Origin of the sequence: Rhizobium sp. Root1203, assembly GCF_001424945.1 — a bacterium.
Taxonomy (GTDB): Bacteria; Pseudomonadota; Alphaproteobacteria; order Rhizobiales; family Rhizobiaceae; genus Rhizobium.
In genome coordinates this window covers 18106-40733 of sequence record NZ_LMCW01000007.1, presented here as the reverse complement: position 1 = coordinate 40733, position 22628 = coordinate 18106, and the positions used below count along the sequence as shown (strand labels likewise).

The following is a 22628-nucleotide window of genomic DNA, read 5'->3' as shown; positions in this document are numbered from 1 at the left end:
CTTTCATGCCAGGTGTCACACGACTTTCCGTTCGCAACATCCGCAAGAGCTTCGGGACGCACGAAGTCCTGCGTGGCATCTCTCTCGATGCCCAGGATGGCGACGTCATTTCCCTGCTCGGTGCATCCGGCTCGGGCAAATCGACCTTCCTTCGCTGCATCAATCTCCTGGAGACAGCAAGCGACGGCGAGATCTGGGTGGATGGGGAAGAGATCCGCATGGTGCACAAGGGCGGCAAGAGCCGGCCGGCGAGCCAGAAGCAGGTGGATCACATCCGTTCCGAACTCGGAATGGTCTTCCAGTCGTTCAATCTCTGGTCCCACATGACGATCCTGCAAAACGTCATCGAAGGGCCGGTGCATGTGCTGAAGCGTCCGCGCGCCGACTGCATCGTCGAGGCGGAAGCCCTGCTCGAAAAGGTCGGCATCGCCGACAAGCGCCACGCATATCCGGCTCATCTGTCGGGCGGGCAACAACAGCGCGCCGCGATTGCGCGAGCGCTTGCCATGAAGCCCAAGGTCATGCTGTTCGACGAGCCGACCTCGGCACTCGATCCGGAACTCGTCGGCGAGGTGTTGCGCGTTATGCGCGCGCTCGCAGAGGAAGGCATGACGATGCTGGTCGTGACGCACGAGATGAGCTTCGCCCGCAATGTCTCCAACCGCGTGGTCTTCATGAAGGAGGGCCTCGTCGAGAGCAGTGGAACGCCCGACGAGATGTTCGGCGGTGGCGGGTCACCGGCCTTTCGCCAGTTCATCGGCCATTTCGGAAGCGGACAATGACAGTTATCATCGAGACCGTGCTTGGCTGGCGCGATGTGGCTCTGGTCGGGGCAGGGCAGGCGCTTGCTCTTTCGCCTGCCGCATGGGCGCGTGTCGACTATGCCAGCCGGATCGTCGAGCGCATCGTTGAGACAGGCGTTCGTGCCTACGGCGTCAACACCGGTGTCGGGGCCTTGTCTGACACGGTCATCGACCGTGCCTCGCAAAGCCGGCTCTCGCGCAACATTATCCTCAGCCATGCCTGCGGCATTGGCGATATCCTGGCGCCGCGGGAAGTGCGCGCGATCATCGCAGCGCAGATCGCCAATTTTGCGCACGGTCATTCCGGCGTGCGTCCCGAGGTCCTGCGGTATCTTGCTGTCTTCCTGGAAAAGGACTGCATTCCTGATGTGCCGTCGCGTGGTTCGGCTGGTTATCTGACGCACAACGCGCATACCGCGCTCGTTCTGATCGGCGAAGGGAGTGCCCGCGTTGCAGGCAAGCGGTTGAGCGGCCGCGACGCCTTGGCCTCGATCGGCCTGTCGCCGCTGGTGCTGGGCGCCAAGGAAGGCCTCAGCCTGGTCAACGGCACCGCTTGTGCCACAGGTTTGGCGAGCATCGCCCTTGCAAGGGCCGAGCAGCTTCTCGACTGGGCCGATGCCATCGCCGCGCTGACGCTTGAAGCGGCCGGATGCCAGATGGCGGCGTTCGACGAGGCCGTCCTTGCACTTCGCCCCTCGCGCGGCATCGCCCTGGTCGGCGCCTCGTTGCGCCGCCGGCTGAATGGCAGCGGTCTCATTGCAGCTGCGGTTGGGAGACGCACGCAGGATGCGCTCAGCCTCCGCTCGATACCGCATGCCCATGGGGCGGCTCGCGATGTGTTCGAGACATCGGGGGCGGTGGTCGATCAGGAGCTTGCGTCGGTGACGGACAATCCAGCAGTGTCGGGAACGCCCGAACATCCGATCGTATCATCCGAGGCGCACGCGGTCGCCCCGGCACTTGCGCAGGCGGCCGATAGCCTGGCAATCGCAATCGCGCAGATTTCGGCCATGAGCGAGAGGCGCATGGATCGCCTGATCAATCCGCTCGTCAGCGGCCTGCCGCCGTTCCTTGCCAGCGATCCCGGCAGCAATTCCGGTTTCATGATCGCTCAGTATACGGCGGCCGCACTCAGCAACGAGAACCGCCGGCTTGCCGCCCCGGCTTCTACCGATGGCGGGCTGACCTCCGCCTTGCAGGAAGACTTCCTCGCCCACCCGACGGCTGCGGCAAACAAGCTGCTCTCTGTAATCGACAACGCCGAGTATATTCTGGCGATCGAGCTGATGGCTGCGGCCCAGGCCCACGATTTCCTGGTCGAGACCGGCTCGCGGGCCGACGGTACCAACGCCATTCATGCGCTCACCCGCAAGGAAGTTGCGCGCTATGACGACAATCGGCCGCTTTCGGCCGATATTGAAAGGCTGCGGACAGTCATACGCGAAACGCCGCCGCCCGCCATTGCCTAAGGAGCCAGAATGACCACCCAGTTTGATGTTGCCGTAATCGGGCTTGGCGCGATGGGTAGCGCAGCCCTCGCATTTCTCTCGGCGCGGGGGATAAGGGCGATCGGCATCGATGCCTATTTCCCGGCGCACGCTTTGAGTTCTTCGCATGGAGACAGCCGTCTTATCCGGATGGGCTACTTTGAGGATCCATCCTACGTGCCGCTGCTTCAGCGCGCCTATCGGAACTGGCGCTCGCTGGAAGCAAGGCTTCGCACCGACGTCCTGACCATCACAGGCGTGCTCCAGATCGGCGCCCCCGACAGCAAGATCGTCCGTGGTACGCGGGCTTCATGCGAGATGCACGGCCTGCCGCATGACGTCCTCGACAAGGCTGACATGGCGGCCCGGTTCCCCGCCTTTCAAGTCGACGACGGCGAAATCGCAGTTCTTGATCCCCAAGGCGGATATCTCAGGCCCGAGACGGCTGTCATGGGATATCTGAAGCTTGCGGCAGCGGATGGAGCCGTCCTCCACTTCGGCGAGCGCGTTTCGGCGATCGAACCGGATGACGGCGGCGTCACCATCCAGTCGGCTGCTGGTCGCTATCGTGCACGCAAGGTAATCGTTGCGACCGGGTCGTGGATTGCGGAGCTTGTGCCTCAGCTCAAGACCCATGCCGTTCCGATTCGCCAGGTCGTTGCGTGGTACCAACCGCGAAATGGCTTTGCCACAGAACCGCAGCGCATGCCCTGTTTTCTCCGCGACGAAGGCCCGGATGGCTCCTATTTCGGATTTCCGGCGATCGGGACGGACGGCGTCAAAGTCGGGCGACACGCCCATTTTAGAGAGCCGATCGACCCCAACCGGCCCAATCCTCCTGTCAACGATACGGACACGGATCTGCTCGACCGCTTCATAGCGAAACGGGTGCCGGCCGCCGGCCAGCGGGTAAACGCCACGACATGCCGCTACACGATGCTGCCGAGCGAAGATTTTCTGCTCGACCTCTTGCCAGGCAACCGAAATGTCGTGGTGGCCTCGCCGTGCTCCGGTCACGGTTTCAAGTTCACCAGCGTCGTCGGTGAAATCCTGGCGGATCTGGCACTGGACGGCGGTACGGCACTTCCGACTGCCGCCTTCTCCTTTGACGCGATGGACCGCTTTATCGCGGCCTGACCGCCGGCTTAAGCGATCACCTGCATCGCAGCCCTGTTTCGGGATCGAAGAGGTGGACGGCCTCGGGATCGAAGACGAGCCTCAGTTCCTGTCCGGCACTGAGGAGCGTACGGGGCGGCAGGCTGGCCATCAGTCGCTGTTCACCGGCAAACGCCGTGACGACGAGCTCGGGGCCGGTGAGTTCGGCGACATCGCATCTCACGGCGATCGAACTGCCGGAACCGTCGACGCGCAACGTTTCCGGACGGATACCAAGTATCATGCTTTGCCCTTCTGCCGGTTTTGCAGCCAGCCCGGTCGGGAGCGCCACAAGGCAATCCGTTCCATCGATCCTAAGGCTGCCATCTACAGCCGTCGCCTTTAGAAGGTTCATCGGCGGCGCGCCAACAAAGGTCGCGACATAGAGGGTCGCCGGTCGGTCGTAGATCTCGGCGGGGGTACCAAGCTGCTCGATGCGCCCATCCTTCATCACGGCGATCCGGGTCGCGAGCGTCATTGCCTCGATCTGGTCGTGCGTGACATAGACGACCGTCGTCTTCAACATCTGATGCAGGCGCTTGAGTTCGGTCCTCATCTCCATGCGCAGCTTGGCATCGAGGTTGGACAGCGGCTCGTCGAAGAGAAAAACCTCGGGCTTACGGACCAGAGCCCGGCCGATGGCGACACGTTGGCGCTGGCCGCCTGAAAGCTGTCCCGGCTTGCGGTCGAGAAGACCCTCGATCTGCAAAAGCCTGGCGGCATCGCGCACCGCTGTGTTCCGCTCCTCGGCCGGCACTTTGCGCATCTCAAGGCCGAAGCCGATGTTTCGGTGAACGGTCAGGTTCGGATAGAGCGCATAGGACTGGAAGACCATCGCGATGTCGCGGTCTTTCGGGTGTACACCGAGAACCGAGCGATTGCCGATACGCACATCGCCGCTGGTTGCATCGGCGAGACCGGCAATAATGTTGAGCAACGTCGACTTGCCGCAACCGGACGACCCGAGCAACACGAGGAATTCACCGCTTTCGAGAGCGATGTCGATGCCCTTCAGCGTCTCGACCTCTCCATAGGCCTTGCGAATATTCTGGATCTCGAGAGCGCTCATCGCGTGGTCTCCGATGGTCCGCCATAGCTGCGGGGAAGAGTTGAAATGGCACGCGAGGCCACATCGCAGCCTGCGGACAGGCATGCAGCGAGCGGTTTTTCCTCGGCAAGAGCCGCGAGGAAGGCAGCATTGAAGACGTCGCCGGCGCCGATCGTGTCGACGACCTTGACCTGCGGAGCGCAAACGGAGGTCAGCTGACCATCCGCACCGATACCAACGGCCCCGTCGGGGCCTCGCTTGACGACAACGATAGCGCCATCCGGCATGTGAGACCTGATTTCGCGGGCCGCTTCGATCGGGTCGTCGAGGCCGGCGAGCGTGGTCGCCTCGACCTCGTTGAGGAGGGCTATCCCACAGCGCGAAAGCCAGTTTCGCGTGGCGCTGCAATTGTCAACCGTCCACCCATCGAGGGGCCAGCCGGTATCGAGCGCGACTGTAATCCTGTGCTTGTCCGCCCAGTCGAAGAACGCATCGTAGTCCCGCGTCAGATCGTCTGTCAGGAAGGCCCCGCAGAGAAGGGCATAGCCGCCCGACATTTTCGAGCCGTCGACAACGGCGAAGACGTCGGCGAGGCTGAGACGGGGCAGGTGGCCGCGGGTCGTGAAGAAGGTGCGCTCGCCGTCCGGATGCGTGATGCCGACGGAGAGCGTGGTTCCCTCGGGCCGCACCGGCCAGTTTTCGGCGCGCGACCCGAATGCTTCGCTTAGCCAGCGGCCGAACTGGTCGTTGCCGACATTGGCCGCGATCTGGAAGTCGACGCCGATACCGTTCCACGCAAGTGCACTGTTGCCCGCCGCACCACCGACACGCAATTCGTCATGATCGACGATGATCTCTGTGCCCGCCTTCGGCCAAGGTGCCGCGGGACCGAGAATGAGGTCGACGTTCACATTCCCAATCACTGCAAGAGGTCGCATTCATTCACTCCGGGTGATCTTGGTCGAGCGTACCGGGGTGCCGGCATTGTCGACGCGCGCATCGGCAAAGGCGATCATCAATCGCTGCGCCGCAGGAAGCATCGCGAATATGGCGGCGAGGCCGGTGGCGGGCGAGAAGCGGATCGTGAGCGTTCCCGCGACAGGCTCCGCGCCTGATGCATCGAACACGACGACCGGGGCGCCGGTTTCCACGGCGGAAACCGCCATCGCCGTGACCAGGCTGGCAGTATTGTCGTTTCCTCGAAAGAGGACGACGCCGATCGTGGGGCCGAGCATCTCCATCGGGCCGTGCCTCAGCTGGCCACCTTCCAGTGAAAAGCATGGCAGCCGCGACAGCTCGGTCAATCCGAGCGCAAGCGCCTCGGCAACGCCCTGCAGGCGGCGGCCCGACGTGACGACGGTTGAGACGTCAGCCAATGCCGAAAGCGCAGGTCCGATATCTGGTTCCTCCGGCGTAGCAAGGGCTGCCAGAGCGCTCGCCGGGTCTTCGCCAAGAGCTGCGAGAATGGCGAGGTGAAGCGCGAAGGTGACGGTGAGGCTACGGGTGGCGGCGAAGGCCAGTTCCGTGCCGCCCGCTCCCGCAAGCGAGGTCACGGTGCGCGCCAGAAACGATCCACCTTCCAGGGTCAGGCCGAACGTATCCGCAGTCCCGCCTGTTTCGTTGAACCAGCGCACCACTTCGGCGCTTTCGCCGGACTGGGATGTGATGAGAACGGTTCTGCCGACGAGCGACAACGGTTGCCCCAATTGCTCGGACAGCGGCAAAGCGATGGCATCGATACCAAGTGCGCGATAGAGAGGCTCGACCGCGCGGCCGACGGCGTGGGATCCGCCCATGCCGAGCAACAGCAGCTTGCCTGTCTTGCGCAGTGATGCCGCGATGGTCTTTGCGGTTGCCCGCCCAGCCTCGTAGGAGGTGAGTGCATCTCGATGCTGACGTGCCATCTCGCGGTCGATGGCGAGAAGGCCAGCCGGTCTTGTCTTCTGCTCGGTCATGATCATCCCTTTACGCCGCCGCTGGTCAGCCCCGAGATCAGGGCGCGTTGCATGACGAGACCGACCAACACCGGTGGCAAGGCGGCCAGCACGCCGGCGGTCGCGATCAGTCCGTAATCGGAGACGCGGCCGCCAGCCAGATCGGCAATGGCGACCGTAAGTGTCTTGGCACGCTGGTCGGACGTGAACAGCAGCGCATAGAAGAATTCATCCCAGGCAAGAAGGAAGGCAAACAGCGCCGATGTCGCGACGACGGGCATCGCAAGCGGCAGCGTGATGATCCTCAACGTCTGGAAGAGGCCGGCGCCATCGATCATCGCCGCAGCCTCAATCTCCTTCGGGATGGAATCGAAGCCCGATTTCATCAGCCAGGTCGTAAAGGGCGCCAGGATCGTCAGGTAGACCAGAGCGAGCCCGAAGACGTTGTTCAGCATGCCGAGATGCGACAGTCCCATATAGAGGGGCACTGCCAACGCGACAGGGGGTAGCATATAGGTGGCGATCACCATCGTCAGCGACCAGCCGACCGACGGCGTGCGTGAGACCGCCCAGCCGGCGGGAACGGCGAGCGCGATCGCTGCCAAGGTCGCCATGCCGGCGACTTCGATGCTGTTTCGAAGCGACGAGGTGAAGGCACCGCCTGCGCTGTTTTCCAGCGTCGAGAGCAATACCCCGTAGCGGGAAAAGTCCATGGACTGCGGCCACCACCGAAGCGGTTTGGCGGCAAGATCGGCAGCCGGAGAGACGCTCATGATGAAAAGCCACAGGATCGGCGCCAGGATGACAGCGGCGAGAAGCAGGGCGCAGAGGTAGATGAAGACGGTGAAAACAGGGGCTCTGCGTTCCATCAGGCGGCACTCCCTGCGGTCTTGCGGACGAGGGCGGCGTAGGCTGCGGCAAGCACTGTCACCAGGAGCGTGACGATAAGCGCAAGCGAAGCGCCTGAACCGGCCCGCTGGAAGGAAAAGGCCTCCTGGTAGACGAGGATGGACAGTGTTCGCGTGCTGTTGGCCGGTCCGCCGCGAGTCATGACCCAGATGATATCGAACACCTTGAATGCTTCGATCGTGCGCAGAACGAGGGCGACCATCAATGGTCCGGCGAGATAGGGCAGGATGACGAAGCGGAAGCGGGAAAAAGGACCGGCGCCGTCGACCAGCGACGCTGCAGTGATGTCGCGCGGCACCGCTTGCAGCGCGGCAAGCGCAATGAGGGCGACCAACGGAAAGTTCTTCCAGCAGTCGGCGAGGATCAGGGCCGCCAGCGCCGTGCCGGGCTCTCCAAGCCACGAGCGATAGGCGCCGATCACACCGATCTGCGTCAGCGCCGCATTGAGCGCGCCGTATTCGGGATTGTAGATCAGGCGCCACAGCGTTGCGTTGACGACGGTCGGTAGCGCCCAGGGAAGTATCATCAGGGCGCGAAGCACGCCGCGGCCGACAAAATTCTGGTTGAGGAGAAGGGCCGCCAGAACGCCGATCACCATTTCAGCGGCGACGGAGACGATCGCAAACCACGCGGTGGTGACGAGCGTGCGCTGGAAATTCGAGCCTGAGATCATCTTCACATAGTTGTCTATACCGACGAAATTGCCTTCCGTGCCGACAAGTTTGGCGTCGGTAAAGGACAGGCTGACGGTATCGATCAATGGCCATCCGATGACGGCTATCATGACCACGAGCAGCGGCAGCATCAAAAGCCACGCACGGGTTGTCATCCAGGTGCCGGACATGTGGCGCCCTCTCAATTCATCGGTATGGAAACGGAGGCCAGGCGACGCTTGGGGCCGCCTGGCGGTTCGTCGCTCAGAGGCCGCTGTTGTCGGCAGCAGTCTTCAGAGCATCTTCCGGTGAAGACTGGCCGAGCAGGGACTCCTGGATTGCCTGCTGAAGGGCAGTCGAAAGCTCCTGATACTTCGGTGTCGTCGGGCGCGGATACATGGCGGCGAGACCGATCTTGGCGGCAGAGATCAGCTCTTCCTGACCCTTGGTAACGGCAGGGTCATCATAGGAAGACGCCCAGATCGGCAGGCTGAGCTTCGCATACTGATTCTGAGTGGCCTGCGAGGTCATGAAGGCAATGTACTTCCATGCCTCGTCCGGATGCTTGCTTGCCGAGGTGATGCCGAGGCCCATCGAACCGTTGACTGCCGATGCTTCGCTCTTTCCGGCGACACCCGGAGCGGGCACGACACCCACCTTGCCCGCAACCTTGCTGTCCTTGGGGTCATTGGCCATGTTGTACATGTAGGTCCAGTTCAGCGCGAAGGCCGCATCACCGTTCTGGAATACTTTGCGGACGTCCTCTTCAAGGAACTCCTTGGAGTTCGGGTTGGTGAGGCCCGATTTATAGCTGGAAACCATGTAGTTCAGCGCATCGAGACCGCCGCCCGTCTGGAAGGCGGGCTTGCCGTCTTTCAGAAAGTCACCCTTGTAGGCACTGACGAGCGTCGTGTAATCACAAATCGCGGCTTCGGCCTGCGACCAGCTCCAGGCGATAGGGGTGGCCAGAAGACCCTTGTCCTTGATCGTCTTGGCTTGCTCGGTCAGTTCGTCCCAGGTCTTCGGTGGGTTCTTGATGCCAGCCTTTTCAAGGATTTCCTTGTTGTAGAACAGATATTTGGTGTCCAGAATCCAGGGCATGCCAAAGTATTTTCCGTCGGCCTGGACGGTCGTCCAGGCGCCGGGCAGGACGCCCTTCTTCGTGTCGTCGGTGATACGCGAGGAGACATCGACCAGAACCTTGTTGGCCGCATACTCTGCGGGCCAGATCACATCGAACAGCACGACATCGTAGCCGCCGCCCGATCCCTGAGCCAGCACGGTCTTGTCGTGCAGGCCCTCGTAGGGAACGAATTCGAGGTTTACCTTGACGTCGGGGTTCGCCTTGCTGAATGCATCCGTCATAGCCCGCACGTCGGCTTCGCTATAGGCTGCCTGTGCCATGAACAGCGCATTGATTGTGGTCTCGGCAAAGGCATGCGGAGCAAAAGACGCACCCAGCAGAGCCGCACCGAGCAGTGTCTTGTTTAAGGATTTCAACATTCCAGCCTCCAGTTTTTTTGACATTCACCCGTTTTTCCGGGGCGGCCGTGGGTCGCACCGGATGTCGAAAAGGCATCCGGTATGCCGGCTGCCGAATTTCGGAGCGTCGTCGGAGCCGTTGCGGCCCGCTGCGTTCCCTGGAACTCTTTGGTTCCTTAATAAGTCAATTGTCTTGACTAATTTGTTCTTCAATATTCTATTGGTGTCAAGAGGGAATTGCAGATGAACGAAACGCGCCCGATCCGGGCCAAGAGCGGCACCAATCACGAAGGCACAAGTGCCCATAACCGGCGCGTGATGATTGATGCGTTGCGGATGAACGGCGCGCTTTCGCGTGCGGATCTAGCGCGGGCAACCAAGCTTACCAAGCAAACCGTTTCCAACATCATCGATGAACTGGAGCAGGATGGACTGGTCAGTTCGCAGGATGTCGTCAGAAAGGGAAGAGGTCAGCCGTCGACCCCCTATGGTCTGGTGCCCGAAGGTGCCTTTGCGATCGGCCTTCAGATCGATCGGCACACGACGAGAGCGCTGGCCGTTGATCTCATGGGCAACATCCTGACGCGCGCGGAGGCGAACCTGCCCCCGGACGGCCCCTCCAGTGGCGTCAAGGTCATTCTCGACCTGGTGGGAACTGTCAGGCGCGATCTCGCAAAGCGTGCCAGTCAATCGGAGCGGCGTCTTGTTGGCCTCGGCGCGGCGATGCCCGGCCCCTTCGGCGTGGAGGCAAGCGCCGATGATCCCTGGATGATGGCGGCGTGGCAGACCTTTCCGCTGCTCGAGATGCTGGCTGCAGGCACCGGACTTGAGGTCGGGCTTCAAAACGATGCGGCCGCTTGCGCAACGGCCGAGCGCATGGTGGGCGCCGCGCACGGGCTTGATCACGCCGTATGCCTCTATCTCGGCTACGGTATCGGCGCCGGCCTGATCCTTGGGGGGGAACTCTACAGCGGGGCAAACGGCAATGCCGGTGAAATCGGCATGGCGCTTTTGTCTCCTGGCGGACGCTCTGCGCCGCTCGAACATCGCGCCTCCCTTGCCTCGCTCTATCAGCATTTGGCAATCGATCCCGCCGACCCAAAGCTCTATTCGATTATCGCCGATCTAGCCGCCAGCGGCGATGCCAGAGTATCGTCCTGGATCGAGGAGGCAGCGATGGATCTGCGCTGGAGCGTCCATCTCATCGAGACCATCTTCGACCCGCAGACTGTCATCCTGTGCTGCGGCGCCCCGGAAGCGCTCGCCCGCCGCCTCGTCGCGGCAATGGAGCCATTGCTGCCATCGCTCTCCAGCCGGCCGGATCGTGCTATTCCGCGTTTTCAGCTCGGCATGACCGATCCCTGGGCGGTTGCCCTCGGCGCTGCGGCGGAACCCATCAGCCGCGCCTTCGATCCGCGCTTTTCGGCCATCCTGAAGAGCGCAGGCTAGGTCTCACTGCGTGCGTGCGGCCTTGCAGAGCGCTTCCCATTCGGTCAGCAGCGCCATGATCTCCAGCGAATCGCCAAGGCTGGGCGAGGGGCGTTCGGCCTGCTTGAGGCCGAGGCTGAGGCAGCGTTCGACAACGCGGACCTGGTGACCAAACGCATCGACGTCCGAGCCGATTGTCACCTGTTCGGGTGCTTTGCCGTACTCCTCGACGTCGAGGATGTTGTCGCCGGCAATCGGCAGCCACGGGTTCGTTGCAAAGCGCACCGAGCCAAGGTCGCCTCGAACTGTGAAATCGAACGACATTCCGTAGCTGTCGGTCGATTGCAGCGTGGCGAGCGTTCCGGTGCCGAAGCGAACAGCGAGCGCAGCATCGCAAATATTGTGATCCTTTGGCGAGATATTTCCATGGCCGCTCATGATCCGGTCGGAGAATGCCTCCGGGCCGAAAGCTGTCTGTATGACGTAGTGCAGGAGCGAGGCCGGATAGCAGCCGAGATTGTAGAGCGTGCCGTTTCCATTGGGGTTGACGAGCTTCCAAATGTCGGCCGCGTATAGACCGGCAACAGAGCGAACTGCGCCGAGGCGCCCGGACCGGATGATATTGCCAAGCTCGGCGATGACGGGGTGGTTGAGGTACATCAGTCCTTCGAGAAAGAAGATGTCTGCCGTCTGTACCGCGTTCGCCAGGGCCTGCGCATCGGCCATCCCCGTCGCCAGCGATTTTTCGCAGACCACGGCCTTGCCGCGTTGCGCGGCCCTGATCACGGCTTCGTGGTGCAGATTGTTCGGCAGGCCGACATAAACGACGTCGATCTCGGGATCGTCGACGAGGGCCTCAACGGTTGCGTACCGCTTTGCAACATTGTGCCGTCTGGCGAAAGCCTCAAGGCGCTCCGGATCACGCCCCACGACCGCCTCGATGAACGAGCCTTCGCTTGCGCAAATGGCGTCGGCCATCGTGTTCGAGATGAAACTCGTCCCCAGAATTCCCCAACGCAGCATTCCGTCTCATCTTTCGCTAGATTGCCGTCGTCGCGGCTATTGCTCTTTCTAGCGGCTGCGAGCCGGGATCGTACAGGGATATTATGGTGCTGCGAGGGGCAGATTTGCTGCCTTTCCCTCGGCAACCAGCCAGGCACGCAAGGCAGCGATGGGTTTTCGGTCGCGATCGGCGATCCGGCAGCAAAGCCGGTAACCCGCCGGGCGTGCCGTGAAGCCGAAGGGTGCCACCAGGGCCCCGGAGGCCAGTTCGGCCTCGATCGATGCCCGCGGCGCAATTGTGAAGCCCATGCCGGCCTTGGCGGCGCTCAGCGCCAGCACGAGGTCTGCAAATTCGGTCCGCCTGTGAAACCGGACGGGTGTCGTGCCGCTTTCGCGAAACCAGTCGTCCCAGAGGTATCCCACATCGCGGGCGATGATGGCTGTCGCCTTTTCCAGGCCAGCCGACATGTTGGCAGCGGCCTGCGGCGTTGCGACTGGGCCGAATTCGTCGTCCATGAACTGGGTGGCCGAAATATCGGGCAGAGGGCGGTACTCGCCGCCCGCGACGATGGCGTCGATATCGGGCGCATCCGAAAGCGTGACGCTGACGGGAACGGGCACCACCTCGATATCGAGCGATTTTATGTCGGCCTGAATGCGCGGCAGCAGCGCAACAAACCATGCGGACGCCATCGGCATCGGGACGCCGAGCCGCAATCGCAGCCGGTCTTGCTGCGTCGACACCTCGTCGGCTGCGCGCACAATGATCGCAAAGGCCACTCCGATGGCGTCTGCAAGGCGGCGGGCCGTGTCGTTCAGGCTGACGCGCCCGCTTTCCCTGTTGAAGAGTGCCACGCCAAAATGATCCTCGAGGCTCGCGAGCTGCTGGCGCACTGCGCCCGGCACGACACCGAGATCGGCAGCCGCCGCCCGCAGGCTCCCGCACCGTGCCAACGCATCGAAGGCTCTCAGAGCATTGAGTGGGGGAAGGGAAGGGCGTTTGTCTGCCATAAAGGGTTCACGGTCCAAACACGGTGTGTCCAGCGTTTTCGGTTGCGGTCGATCGCAAGTCAACCAATCCCCCGAAGCAGCCGACCGAAAACGCGCATTTCCCGGCTCTTTTCTCATCTTGCAAAATTATAGATAAAAGGACATTCATATCTATATTGAGGACGAATCCAGGAGAGGGCGCGATCAAATGCGGCTTGAGACATCGGAATTGATACTGCAGGATCATATTGAAGAGGTTGGCATGCCTCAACAGACGATCGAGAACGCAAGTATTATCTATAATTTGCCATTTAACGATCTCATCTTCCGCGCCCAAACCGTTCACCGTGCCAACTTCGATCCAAATGCCATTCAAATGAGCCGGCTGCTGTCCATCAAGACCGGCGGCTGTCCGGAGGATTGTGGCTATTGCAGCCAGTCGGCACACTATCCGACAGGGCTGAAGGCGTCGAAATTGATGGAAGTCGAGCGCGTGCTGGCCGAAGCCCGCAAGGCAAAGGAGGCTGGCGCCACGCGCTACTGCATGGGCGCGGCCTGGCGCAGTCCCAAGGATCGGGACATGGATCAGGTCGTCGCCATGGTGCACGGTGTCAAGGCCTTGGGCATGGAGACCTGCATGACCCTCGGCATGCTCACGCCGGCGCAGTCTGCTTCGTTGGCCGACGCCGGCCTCGACTATTACAACCACAATGTCGACACGTCGGAACGGTTCTACAGCGAGATCATCGGGACGCGCAGCTTTGCCGATCGTCTTGAAACGCTCTCCAATGTCCGCGATGCCGGTATAAAGGTCTGCGCCGGCGGTATCCTCGGAATGGGCGAGACGGTAGAGGATCGCATTTCCATGCTGGTCACTCTTGCCAATCTGCCGGTCCCGCCGGAGAGCGTGCCGATCAACATGCTGATCCCGATCCCGGGATCCAAGCTCGCCAACGCCGAGCCTGTCGATCCGATCGACTTCGTCCGTACGATCGCGCTGGCGCGTATCCTGATGCCGATGTCCCACGTGCGGCTCTCGGCGGGTCGGACCGAGATGAGCGACGAGATGCAGGCGCTCTGCTTCTTCGCTGGCGCCAACTCCATCTTCGTCGGCGACACCCTGCTCACGGCTGACAATCCCGGCGAAGACCACGACGGCGCTCTGTTTCGCCGTCTGGGCCTGAGGCCGATGGAACTGGAGCCGGCGCGATGAGGACAGCCGGCCTCGCCCGCTATGAGAGGACATTGGCCGGCCTCGAACGCAAGGGTCGCAGCCGGGTGCTGATCGCCCAGGCCGGGTTCGATTTCACCTCGAACGACTACCTTGGGCTCGCCCGATCAGATCGTCTGAAGGATGCGATTGCCGCGGCGCTTACGCGCGGCGTACCGGTCGGGGCCGGCGGCTCGAGGCTGCTACGGGGCAACCACCCTGAGCACGAGGTACTGGAAGCGGAAGCGGCCGCCTATTTCGGGGCCGAGAGAGCGCTCTATTTCGGCAGCGGTTATGCCGCGAATGTGGCGCTGTTTTCGACGCTGCCGCAACGCGAGGATATCGTCGTTTACGACGCGCTGATCCATGCAAGCGCCCATGAGGGCATCGCCGCCGGCAAGGCGAGAGCGATCTCCGTCCCTCACAACGACGCACAGGCATTCGAGGATGCGATCGGCGCCTGGCGTCGTGCCGGCGGTACCGGGCGCCCCTGGATCGCCGTCGAAAGCCTCTATTCCATGGACGGCGACCGTGCGCCAATTGCCGATCTTGCACGCATCGCCAGGGCACACGATGCGTTTCTTGTCGTCGACGAAGCGCATGCGACCGGCGTTTTCGGCCCAGGCGGCCGCGGCCTTGCCGCGGGTCATGCGGCGGGCGAAAATGTCATCGCTCTCCATACATGCGGAAAGGCGCTCGGCGTTTCCGGCGCATTGTTGTCCGCGAGCGCCATCATCTGCGACTATCTCGTCAATCGCGCCCGCGGCTTCATCTATTCCACCGCGCCATCGCCGCTGATGGCAGCCGGCGTTCGCGAGGCGTTGCGCGTACTCGGCGGAGAGCCACAACGCCGCACCTCCTTCGATGAGCTGTGCGCTTTCGCAAACGCCGCCCTCACATCCGCGCTCGGCGCACCGGCAAGTGGATCGCAGATCCTGCCGGTCATGATCGGTGACAATGCCAGGGCTGTCAGGATCGCCACGCGAATGCGCGACCACGGATTTGATATCCGTGCGATCCGGCCGCCGACGGTGCCGGAAGGAACTGCACGGCTTAGGATTGCCATCACCCTCAACGTCGACAGGGACACGATCGCGGCGATGTTCGAGCGCCTGGCGACCGTTCTTGCGGAGGAACGCGCATGACACTGCGTCTTGTTGTTACCGGGACCGACACAGGTATCGGAAAGACGGTCTTCAGCGCCGCCCTGACCAACGCCCTAGGCGGCTACTATTGGAAACCGGTGCAATCGGGGCTTGACGAAGAGACCGACAGCCAGACGGTCATGCGGCTCGGCGCGGTCCCCGCGTCCCGCATCCTTCCCGAGGCGTACAGGCTGAAGACGCCGGCCTCACCGCATCTTGCCGCGCGGCTCGATCGCATTTCGATAGATCCCGAACGATTGATACCGCCCGAAACCGACGCACCCCTGGTCATCGAGGGCGCTGGCGGTTTGTTGGTGCCGCTGAACGAAAAATTGCTGTTCGCCGACATGTTCGCGCGTTGGCAGATCCCCGTCATCCTGTGCACGAGAACCGCGCTCGGCACCATCAATCACACGCTTCTGTCGCTCGAGGCGTTGCGCAACCGGCATATTCCTGTCTTCGGAATTGTGTTCATCGGTGACGAGAACGTCGAAACGCAGCGGATCATCGCCGAGTTGGGCGGCGTTCGATCCCTCGGCCGCCTGCCGCAATTGCCCGCGGTGACGTCAAGAGGCCTTGCTCGCGTTTTTGCCGAGAATTTTGACATCGCCCGCTTCAAGGATGGTTTTGCATGACCCGCTCGGCTGTATGGCACCCCTTCACGCAGCATGCGCTCGAGCCGCCGATGCGGCGGATCGTCGAGACGGAGGGCGCCTATCTCATCGACGAAGACGGCAATCGTATTCTCGATGCGATCTCCTCCTGGTGGGTGATCACCCATGGTCATCGGCATCCGGCGATCGTCAAGGCGATCGCGACGGCGGCAGAACAATACGACCAGTTGATCTTTGCGGAATACACGCACGCTCCGGCCGAGGAACTGGCCGAGGCCCTGCTGGCGCTGGCGCCGCCTGGCCTTAAACATGTCTTCTACTCCGACAGCGGTTCGACCGCTGTCGAGGTCGCATTGAAGATGGCGCTGGGCTATTTTGCCAACAGCGGATCGGGGCGCAATCGTATCGCGGTCATGGAGCATGGCTACCACGGGGACACGATCGGAACGATGTCGGCGGGAGAGCGGGGTGTGTTCAACGCCGCCTATGAACCGCTCCTTTTCGGGGTGGATCGATTGGCCTTCCCCGAGCCCGGCCGCGAGCAGGAAACGCTCGACGCCTTCGAGCGCGTCTGTCGGTCCGGTGATGTGGCGGCGCTCCTGCTCGAACCGCTTGTGCTTGGGGCGGGAGGGATGAAACTGTTTGCTCCATCGCTTCTGGCCGAATTGCAGGCAATCGCGCAGCGTCATGGAACGCTCCTCATTGCCGATGAGGTCATGACCGGTTGGGGACGCACGGGCACGGTCTTTGCATGCGAACAGGCAGATGTGACGCCGGATATACTGTGTACGTCGAAGGGGCTGACGGGCGGCGCGCTGCCTCTGGCGGCGACGCTCTGCTCGGCTGAGATATTCGATGCGCATCTCTCGACGGATCGGCGCAAGACGTTTTTCCATTCGAGTTCCTACACGGCCAATCCGATTGCCTGCGCCGCAGCGGTCGCAAATCTCGATATCTGGCGCGACGAGCCTGTCCTTGCACGCGTCGGGGCTCTGGCCGACATGCATAGAGAGCGGCTGTCGCGTTTTGCCTTGGACGAGCGGTTCAGAAATATCAGACAGATCGGCACCATCGCGGCGCTCGACCTGAACACTGAGACCAGCGGCTACCTGGCGGATGCAGGCCCTCGACTGCGCGCCTTCTTCCGCAAACGCGGCCTGTTAATCCGACCCCTTGGCAATGTTATCTACCTCATGCCTCCCTATTGCGTGACCGCTCCCGAGCTTGATCGTGCCTATGAAGCGATCGACGAGGCCGCGTCTCTGGTCGGAGCCGCTGCATGATGGCCGTCAGATCTTCGCGGCTGGCGGGCTTTGGCCACAGCGTTCCCGAGCGCCGGGTGGAGAGCAGCGAAATCGAGTTCGCACTCGGCCTCGAACCTGGCTGGATCGAGCAGCGGACCGGCATCAGGTACAGGCACTGGGCGGTAGAGGGCGAGACCTTGAGCGGCCTTGCGGCAGGCGCCGGCGACATGGCGCTGGACGATGCCGGCGTCGATCGCGCCGACGTTGCTCTAACCCTGCTGGCAACCTCGACCCCCGATCATCTTCTGCCTCCGTCGGCACCGCTCCTCGCACACCGCCTTGGTCTTCGCAATTGCGGGGCAATCGACCTTGCCGGCGCCTGCTCGGGATTTCTCTATGCGCTGACCCTGGCGGACGGTTTCGTCCGCACCCAGGGGCGACCGGTTCTCGTCGTTGCGGCGAATATTCTCAGCCGCCGCATCAATCCCGCCGAGCGGGCGAGCTCGGTGCTATTTGCGGACGCGGCCGGTGCTGTCGTGCTGACACCATCGACCGATCCCGATGCCGGCCTGCGCGGTGTCGACCTCATCGCCGACGGAAGCGGCTACGACCTGATCTCGATTGCCGCCGGCGGCAGCAACCAGCCGTTCGGACCTGGTATCGGCGCCGAGGATTGCCTCATGACGATGCGAGACGGGCGCGAGGTGTTCTCGCGCGCCGTCGACATGATGACGACGTCCTCGGTGCGCGCGCTCGGCCAAGCGGGGTTTGCGCCGCAAGATATCACTCGGTTTGTTCCGCACCAGGCCAACAAGCGCATCTTCAGTGCGGTCTGCGACAAGGTCGGAATACTGCCCGCCAAAACAGTGAGCACGATCGCAGACTATGGAAACTCGTCGGCCGCGACCATTCCGCTTTCGCTCTCGATTGCAAACAGGGCCCGCCGCTTCGACGGCGATGACCGGATTCTCCTTGCGGCTGCAGGCGCTGGCATGACAGGCGGTGCGGTGGTGGTCGCCTTCTGAAACAACCACGGTGGAGCCCAATGACGGTCTGACTGACGGGGACAACGCTTTTCGGTTTAGACGCTGCTGCCCCACTGAAGCGCTGCTGTCGCTACCGGCTGGTCCCAGAGGGCGATCTCTTCGTCCGTCAAGAGGGCGAGGGTGACGGACAGCCCCTGCATGTCGAGTGAGGTGACGTAGGTCCCCACCAGCGACCGCTCGACGCGGATGTCTCGCTGTTCCATGAAATTGCGTGCAGCGTTATAGGCAATATAGAGCTCGGCCGGCGGTGTGCTTCCGAGGCCATTGACGAACAGCAGCGCCTTGGCGCCGGATGGTATAGCGATGTCTGCAGCGATGGTCGTGCAGAGCTTTTCGACGATGACGTCGGACGTGCAGAAGGGTTCGCGAGAATGGCCGGCCTCCCCGTGGATGCCAACTCCCAGTTCCATTTCCTCGGGCCCGAGCGCGAACGTCGCGCGCTCCGTCTGCGGCACGGTAACGCCGCTCAGTGCCACGCCCATCGATCGCACCTTGCCGTTCAATCGGTCTCCCAGCGCCTTCAACTGCGCAAGCGACATGCCCTGTTCTGCCGCCGCACCGATAATCTTCTCAATGACGAGCGTGCCGGCAACACCGCGTCGCCCGCGATCTTCGCCGGATCTTGCGGTTTCCACGTCATCGCTGACAACCACCATTTCGATTTTGTGGCGGTCGGCAACCATCTCCATCGCCATTTCGAAGTTCATGACATCGCCGTCGTAGTTCTTGACGATGAGAAGGCAGCCGGCTCCGGTGTCTGTTTCGTCAATGGCACTGATGATCTGGCTTGGGGTCGGCGAGGTGAAAATGTGCCCAATGCAGGCGGCATCCAGCATGCCTCGGCCGACAAAGCCGATATGCATCGGCTCGTGGCCTGCGCCTCCACCCGAGATGACTGCGACTTTTCCAGGTGTCAGCTCACGGCGACGGACGCATTTGCGCTGCGACCCGAACATGACGACGGCTTCATGGGCGCGCACAAAACCCTCGACGCTTTCGGCGACCATGGTATCCGCTGCGTTCATGAACTTCTTCATCGAGCCCCTCCCAAGGCGGCGATCTGCGGCCGATCAGGCCGCGGCTGTTGCCCTGTCGGTCATTCCGGCGCCCCCGAGATCGCCACGATCTTCTGGACGAGGTCCGAGATCGCTTCCTCCAGGAGGCGGTTGCGTCGTTCGTCGCCGAAATCCGGCACCATCAGAGACAGCTGACGCAGCTTCTCCGAATGACCGAGTTCCGGCAACTTCCCGGGGTGCGCATTCTGGTAGGCGTCGAGAAAGCGGTCCTGTTCGGCGGCGCTGAAATGACAGACCCTGAAAATCGTGGCGAGATGACGTGCCGGCAGCGGTGTCGCATAGCTCGGGCTGGTGATTTGCGTCACGAAGCTGCGGTGCTTGCCAAGCTCGGTCGCCAGACGCTGACGCGTGCCGGATGGCCTGTTGTCGATGATCTGCGCCAGGATGGACTTGTAGGCGATGATGGCGTCTTCGGTCTCTTCGCGCGCCATTCTATTCTCCGGCTGCCGTTGTCCCGTCGGCGTTCAGGCCGACGATCGCCGATCTTATCGCGCGAAGTCGGGCCGGCGCTACGGAAAAATGCCGCAAACCGGCGGCGAGCAATGACGGCAGGCACTCCGGATCGCTGGCCATGTCCCCGCAGATGCCGACCGGTTTGCCGGCAGCAAGCTTCGCCCCCTGTTCCAGGAGGCGGAGGACGGCCGGTCTCGCCTTGTCGTCCTGTGTTTCGAAGCCGGAACCGTCGCGGGCTGAAGCAATCAGGTACTGCGCGAGGTCGTTGGTGCCGAACGAAAAAAAATCTGCTGCCGTAAATGTGTCGAGCATGAGGGCGGCGGCGGGCACCTCTACCATCATTCCGATCGAGGGCATGCGATAGGGTATGCCGCGGCGATCGAGTTGGCTTGCCTGGTCCAGGAAGATCTGGCGCATCTGTTCGACCTCCGAGGGAAAGGTCACCATCGGCAGCATGACGGCGAGCGTCCCCGACACAGCGGAGCGAAGCAGCGCACGCGCCTGGATACGTGCAATTTCCGGCCGGGCAAGCAGCAACCGTATGCCACGCGGTCCCGTCGCGGACAGGGCTGGCAGGTCATCAAGACCCGAAAGCGGTTTGTCGCCGCCGATATCAAACATGCGGATCGTCACGGGTTTCTCCCCCGCCCATTCCAGCACGCGTCGATAGATCGCGAACTGCCTCTCCTCGTTTGCAGCATCGGCGACCGACATCACCGCGAACTCGGAGCGCATCAACCCCACACCGCCAACCCCTGCGGCATCGACGGAAGCGATCTCGTCTGGATCGTTGATGTTGACGAACAGCCTGATCTGCACGCCGTCTGCCGTCAGCACGTTGCCGTCGTCGGAGTCCATTTTTCTGTCGCTAGCGACAGTTACCTGAGAATCCACGGCTGGGATCGAAGGCCCGCCGCCTTGCAGGACAATCTCGCCGCTGTCGCCGTCCACCTGGATCGGGTGTCCGTCCGATGCCGTGAAAGGCCCGGCACTGACCACCATCGGAATTGATCTCGACCTGGCGAGCAAGGCGACATGGCCGACCGCGCTGCCATTGAAAAGCACGATACCACCACCTGCAGACCAGTCATGTGCCAGAAAACGGCTTGGCTCCATATCTGGGGCCACGAACACCGAGCCGGCAGGAAAATCGGCAGCTGGGGTTCCGGTCAGCGCGCCAAGGACCCGGTTCTTGATATCAAGAATATCGACGGCGCGGGCGCGCATCTGCTCCTCTTCGGAGGACTCCAGCTCCCTGATATATCCGTCGAGCGTGTTGACCCAGGCAAAGGCGACGTTTTCGCCTGTTGCCATGCGCGACGCCGTCGCCTCGGCGATCGTCGGATCGTGAAGCACTTCGATCTGAAAATCGATGATGTCCCGGCTCTCGCTGTCGGCTCCCTGAGAAAGATGCTCAAGTTCGCCAATTGCGGTTTCGATCGCGGCTGCAAGGCTGTCATATCGCCAGGCGGGCTGGAGGCGAGACGAAGCCGTGAGGTTGCGTTGTTGCGCAAGGTGAACGGGCCCGGTGGCGATGCCGGGAGACGCGCTTCTTGCCTTTACCCTAAACGGTCCGGCCATGTTTCTTCTCCTCATCGAAGTTGCGCTCGATGAGTTCTCGCAGGACCCGGATTGCTTCTTCCGCAAGAATTCCGTCGGCCCTTATCTTGAGGATCGATCCCTTGCGAATTCTGGCTCCCATGATCTTGATGATACTCTTCCCGTTCAGCCAGACGTCGCTGCCGTTGACGGCGACCTCGATGGAGCAGGGGAAGGACTTGGCAAGTCGCGTAAACGTGACGGACGGGCGGGCATGCAGTCCCACGCCGTGCTTGACTTCCACTTCCGTCTGGCAGCTTGCATGCACCGGTTCTTCCTCTCCTTGTTTCCTATCCGACCGGCCGCTCATCAAGGGGACAGTTCCTCGGCCGTCGCGACCACCTTTATGAGCGATGCTCCGCCTGACGCTTCAGCTGCCGCGATCACAGCACCTTCGACCAGCGGCGCGTTGCAGATCGAGACCAGGCCCGAACGCGGTGCACCGAGCATCTCGATGGCCATTTCGCTGTTGGTTTCTGCGCCGCCAAGATCGACGAAGACCGCAACGCCGGCATCCGACCAGGCAGCTTCGATTGCACGAAGGATGCTCGTAGCGTCCGTTCCGAGCTCTCCGTGCACGTTGCCGCCTGACCATGCGAGCGGCACGCAATCTCCGACCATCTGCCGCACCATGTCAGCAATGCCGCGTGCGACGAGGGGCGAATGAGAGACGATCACGATCCCCACATTTGCGGTCTTTCCACTCATTGCGGATAGTGCTCCTCCAGATAGTGACAAATTGCTGTGGTCAGCAACGCGCAACTCGATGCGCCCGGGTCCACATGCCCGATCGAACGGTCGCCGAGATACGACGCCCGTCCGCGCATCGCTTTCATGGGGGCGGTCTGGCTGGCGGACCGTTGCGCCCTGATCGCGATTTCGCCGAGCGGCGATCGTTCGGCAAGGGCAGCCTGAATGGGATAAAGAACATCGAGCAGGGTCTTGTCGCCTTCCTGAGCCCGTCCGCGCCTTGCCACCGCGTCGATTGCCTGTTTCAGGACCATCGAAAACTCGGAGGTCTCGTCACGCCTGCGAAGCTCACGGCCCATTTCCATCAGCAAGGTGCCATATAGCGGTCCGGCCGCGCCGCCGATGTTCATCACCAGTGTCAAACCGATTTCCTCCACCGCATCCGGAAAGGGCAGTGTTGACAACTTTGCGCCGTCGGCACTGACCGCCTCGCACCCACGCCGCATGTTTGTGCCGTGGTCACCGTCCCCGATCGCACGATCCAGCGCGCATAGACTGTCGGTGTTTGCCGCGATTGTCGCACGGCAAACTTCGATCAATCCCGAAACAAGCACAGGCTCCGTCCGCACCTCTGATCCTCCCCAAGCACCACCTCGCATC

Annotated in this window: 23 protein-coding genes; 9 read left to right on the top strand and 14 right to left on the bottom strand. The window is 62.3% G+C overall.

Annotated elements, in window-relative coordinates; genetic code table 11:
* Positions 1-5: 5 nt before the first annotated feature.
* The 3 genes from ASC97_RS07520 to solA are packed head-to-tail and all read left to right on the top strand — an operon-like array spanning position 6 to position 3427.
* Positions 6-782 (top strand): ABC transporter ATP-binding protein, encoded by a 777-nt coding sequence (locus tag ASC97_RS07520; protein WP_057467812.1) that lies wholly within the window; start codon positions 6-8, stop codon positions 780-782.
* Positions 779-2272, top strand: a complete 1494-nt coding sequence (locus tag ASC97_RS07515; RefSeq protein WP_057467732.1) for an HAL/PAL/TAL family ammonia-lyase — start codon at positions 779-781, stop codon at positions 2270-2272. The genes ASC97_RS07520 and ASC97_RS07515 overlap by 4 nt, the downstream gene beginning before the upstream one ends.
* A gap of 9 nt (positions 2273-2281) precedes the next feature.
* Positions 2282-3427 carry an N-methyl-L-tryptophan oxidase gene (gene solA / locus ASC97_RS07510; RefSeq protein WP_057467731.1) on the top strand — a complete coding sequence of 382 codons (1146 nt, stop codon included), beginning with the start codon at positions 2282-2284 and terminating at the stop codon, positions 3425-3427.
* 16 nt (positions 3428-3443) lie between these two features.
* Here solA and ASC97_RS07505 read toward each other — a convergent pair whose 3' ends face one another.
* The 6 genes from ASC97_RS07505 to ASC97_RS07480 form a co-directional block, all read right to left on the bottom strand.
* Entirely contained in the window at positions 3444-4514 is a 1071-nt protein-coding gene (locus ASC97_RS07505; protein ID WP_057467730.1) for an ABC transporter ATP-binding protein, read from the bottom strand.
* Positions 4511-5431, bottom strand: coding sequence for a PfkB family carbohydrate kinase (locus ASC97_RS07500; RefSeq protein WP_057467729.1), 921 nt, complete (start codon positions 5429-5431; stop codon positions 4511-4513). The genes ASC97_RS07505 and ASC97_RS07500 overlap by 4 nt, the downstream gene beginning before the upstream one ends.
* The gene (locus tag ASC97_RS07495; protein WP_057467728.1) at positions 5432-6454 is read right to left on the bottom strand and encodes an SIS domain-containing protein; all 1023 of its coding nucleotides are present in this window, start codon (positions 6452-6454) and stop codon (positions 5432-5434) included.
* Positions 6451-7296 (bottom strand): carbohydrate ABC transporter permease, encoded by an 846-nt coding sequence (locus ASC97_RS07490; RefSeq protein WP_057467727.1) that lies wholly within the window; start codon positions 7294-7296, stop codon positions 6451-6453. Before ASC97_RS07490 ends, ASC97_RS07495 begins: the two co-directional genes overlap by 4 nt.
* The gene (locus ASC97_RS07485) at positions 7296-8180 is read right to left on the bottom strand and encodes a carbohydrate ABC transporter permease (RefSeq protein WP_057467726.1); all 885 of its coding nucleotides are present in this window, start codon (positions 8178-8180) and stop codon (positions 7296-7298) included. Before ASC97_RS07485 ends, ASC97_RS07490 begins: the two co-directional genes overlap by 1 nt.
* Before the next feature lie 73 nt (positions 8181-8253).
* Positions 8254-9492, bottom strand: a complete 1239-nt coding sequence (locus ASC97_RS07480; protein ID WP_057467811.1) for an extracellular solute-binding protein — start codon at positions 9490-9492, stop codon at positions 8254-8256.
* A 222-nt stretch (positions 9493-9714) separates the two neighbouring features.
* Here ASC97_RS07480 and ASC97_RS07475 point away from each other — a divergent pair, with 222 nt between their 5' ends.
* Positions 9715-10920, top strand: coding sequence for an ROK family transcriptional regulator (locus ASC97_RS07475; protein WP_057467725.1), 1206 nt, complete (start codon positions 9715-9717; stop codon positions 10918-10920).
* Positions 10921-10923: 3 nt separating this feature from the next.
* On the opposite strand, the gene ASC97_RS07470 is transcribed toward ASC97_RS07475, so the two are convergent.
* Together ASC97_RS07470 and ASC97_RS07465 are read right to left on the bottom strand one after the other, a co-directional pair.
* The gene (locus ASC97_RS07470; RefSeq protein WP_057467724.1) at positions 10924-11922 is read right to left on the bottom strand and encodes a Gfo/Idh/MocA family protein; all 999 of its coding nucleotides are present in this window, start codon (positions 11920-11922) and stop codon (positions 10924-10926) included.
* 81 nt (positions 11923-12003) lie between these two features.
* Positions 12004-12912, bottom strand: a complete 909-nt coding sequence (locus ASC97_RS07465) for a LysR substrate-binding domain-containing protein (protein ID WP_057467723.1) — start codon at positions 12910-12912, stop codon at positions 12004-12006.
* Between the two features lie 241 nt (positions 12913-13153).
* Between ASC97_RS07465 and bioB the strand changes: the two genes are divergently transcribed.
* Genes bioB through ASC97_RS07440 form a run of 5 tightly spaced genes read left to right on the top strand, consistent with a single transcriptional unit; the run spans position 13154 to position 18129 of the window.
* Positions 13154-14104 carry a biotin synthase BioB gene (gene bioB / locus ASC97_RS07460; protein WP_057467810.1) on the top strand — a complete coding sequence of 317 codons (951 nt, stop codon included), beginning with the start codon at positions 13154-13156 and terminating at the stop codon, positions 14102-14104.
* Complete coding sequence (locus ASC97_RS07455; RefSeq protein WP_057467722.1) at positions 14101-15246, top strand: 8-amino-7-oxononanoate synthase; 1146 nt, start codon at positions 14101-14103, stop codon at positions 15244-15246. Before bioB ends, ASC97_RS07455 begins: the two co-directional genes overlap by 4 nt.
* Complete coding sequence (gene bioD, locus ASC97_RS07450; RefSeq protein WP_057467721.1) at positions 15243-15881, top strand: dethiobiotin synthase; 639 nt, start codon at positions 15243-15245, stop codon at positions 15879-15881. Before ASC97_RS07455 ends, bioD begins: the two co-directional genes overlap by 4 nt.
* Positions 15878-17143 carry an adenosylmethionine--8-amino-7-oxononanoate transaminase gene (locus tag ASC97_RS07445; RefSeq protein WP_057467720.1) on the top strand — a complete coding sequence of 422 codons (1266 nt, stop codon included), beginning with the start codon at positions 15878-15880 and terminating at the stop codon, positions 17141-17143. Before bioD ends, ASC97_RS07445 begins: the two co-directional genes overlap by 4 nt.
* On the top strand, positions 17140-18129 hold the full coding sequence (locus ASC97_RS07440) for a beta-ketoacyl-ACP synthase III (protein ID WP_057467719.1): 990 nt from the start codon (positions 17140-17142) through the stop codon (positions 18127-18129). Before ASC97_RS07445 ends, ASC97_RS07440 begins: the two co-directional genes overlap by 4 nt.
* 56 nt (positions 18130-18185) lie before the next feature.
* Here the strand turns inward: ASC97_RS07440 and dhaK are convergent, their stop codons facing one another.
* The 6 genes from dhaK to dhaL are packed head-to-tail and all read right to left on the bottom strand — an operon-like array spanning position 18186 to position 22627.
* Complete coding sequence (gene dhaK, locus ASC97_RS07435; RefSeq protein ID WP_057467718.1) at positions 18186-19187, bottom strand: dihydroxyacetone kinase subunit DhaK; 1002 nt, start codon at positions 19185-19187, stop codon at positions 18186-18188.
* 59 nt (positions 19188-19246) lie between these two features.
* On the bottom strand, positions 19247-19657 hold the full coding sequence (locus ASC97_RS07430) for a hypothetical protein (RefSeq protein WP_057467717.1): 411 nt from the start codon (positions 19655-19657) through the stop codon (positions 19247-19249).
* 1 nt (position 19658) lies between these two features.
* Positions 19659-21260, bottom strand: a complete 1602-nt coding sequence (locus ASC97_RS07425; RefSeq protein ID WP_057467716.1) for a putative PEP-binding protein — start codon at positions 21258-21260, stop codon at positions 19659-19661.
* Entirely contained in the window at positions 21244-21588 is a 345-nt protein-coding gene (locus ASC97_RS07420; protein ID WP_057467715.1) for an HPr family phosphocarrier protein, read from the bottom strand. The genes ASC97_RS07425 and ASC97_RS07420 overlap by 17 nt, the downstream gene beginning before the upstream one ends.
* Entirely contained in the window at positions 21588-21986 is a 399-nt protein-coding gene (gene dhaM / locus ASC97_RS07415; protein ID WP_057467714.1) for a dihydroxyacetone kinase phosphoryl donor subunit DhaM, read from the bottom strand. Before dhaM ends, ASC97_RS07420 begins: the two co-directional genes overlap by 1 nt.
* The gene (dhaL, locus tag ASC97_RS07410; protein WP_057467713.1) at positions 21983-22627 is read right to left on the bottom strand and encodes a dihydroxyacetone kinase subunit DhaL; all 645 of its coding nucleotides are present in this window, start codon (positions 22625-22627) and stop codon (positions 21983-21985) included. Before dhaL ends, dhaM begins: the two co-directional genes overlap by 4 nt.
* Position 22628: the final 1 nt, after the last annotated feature.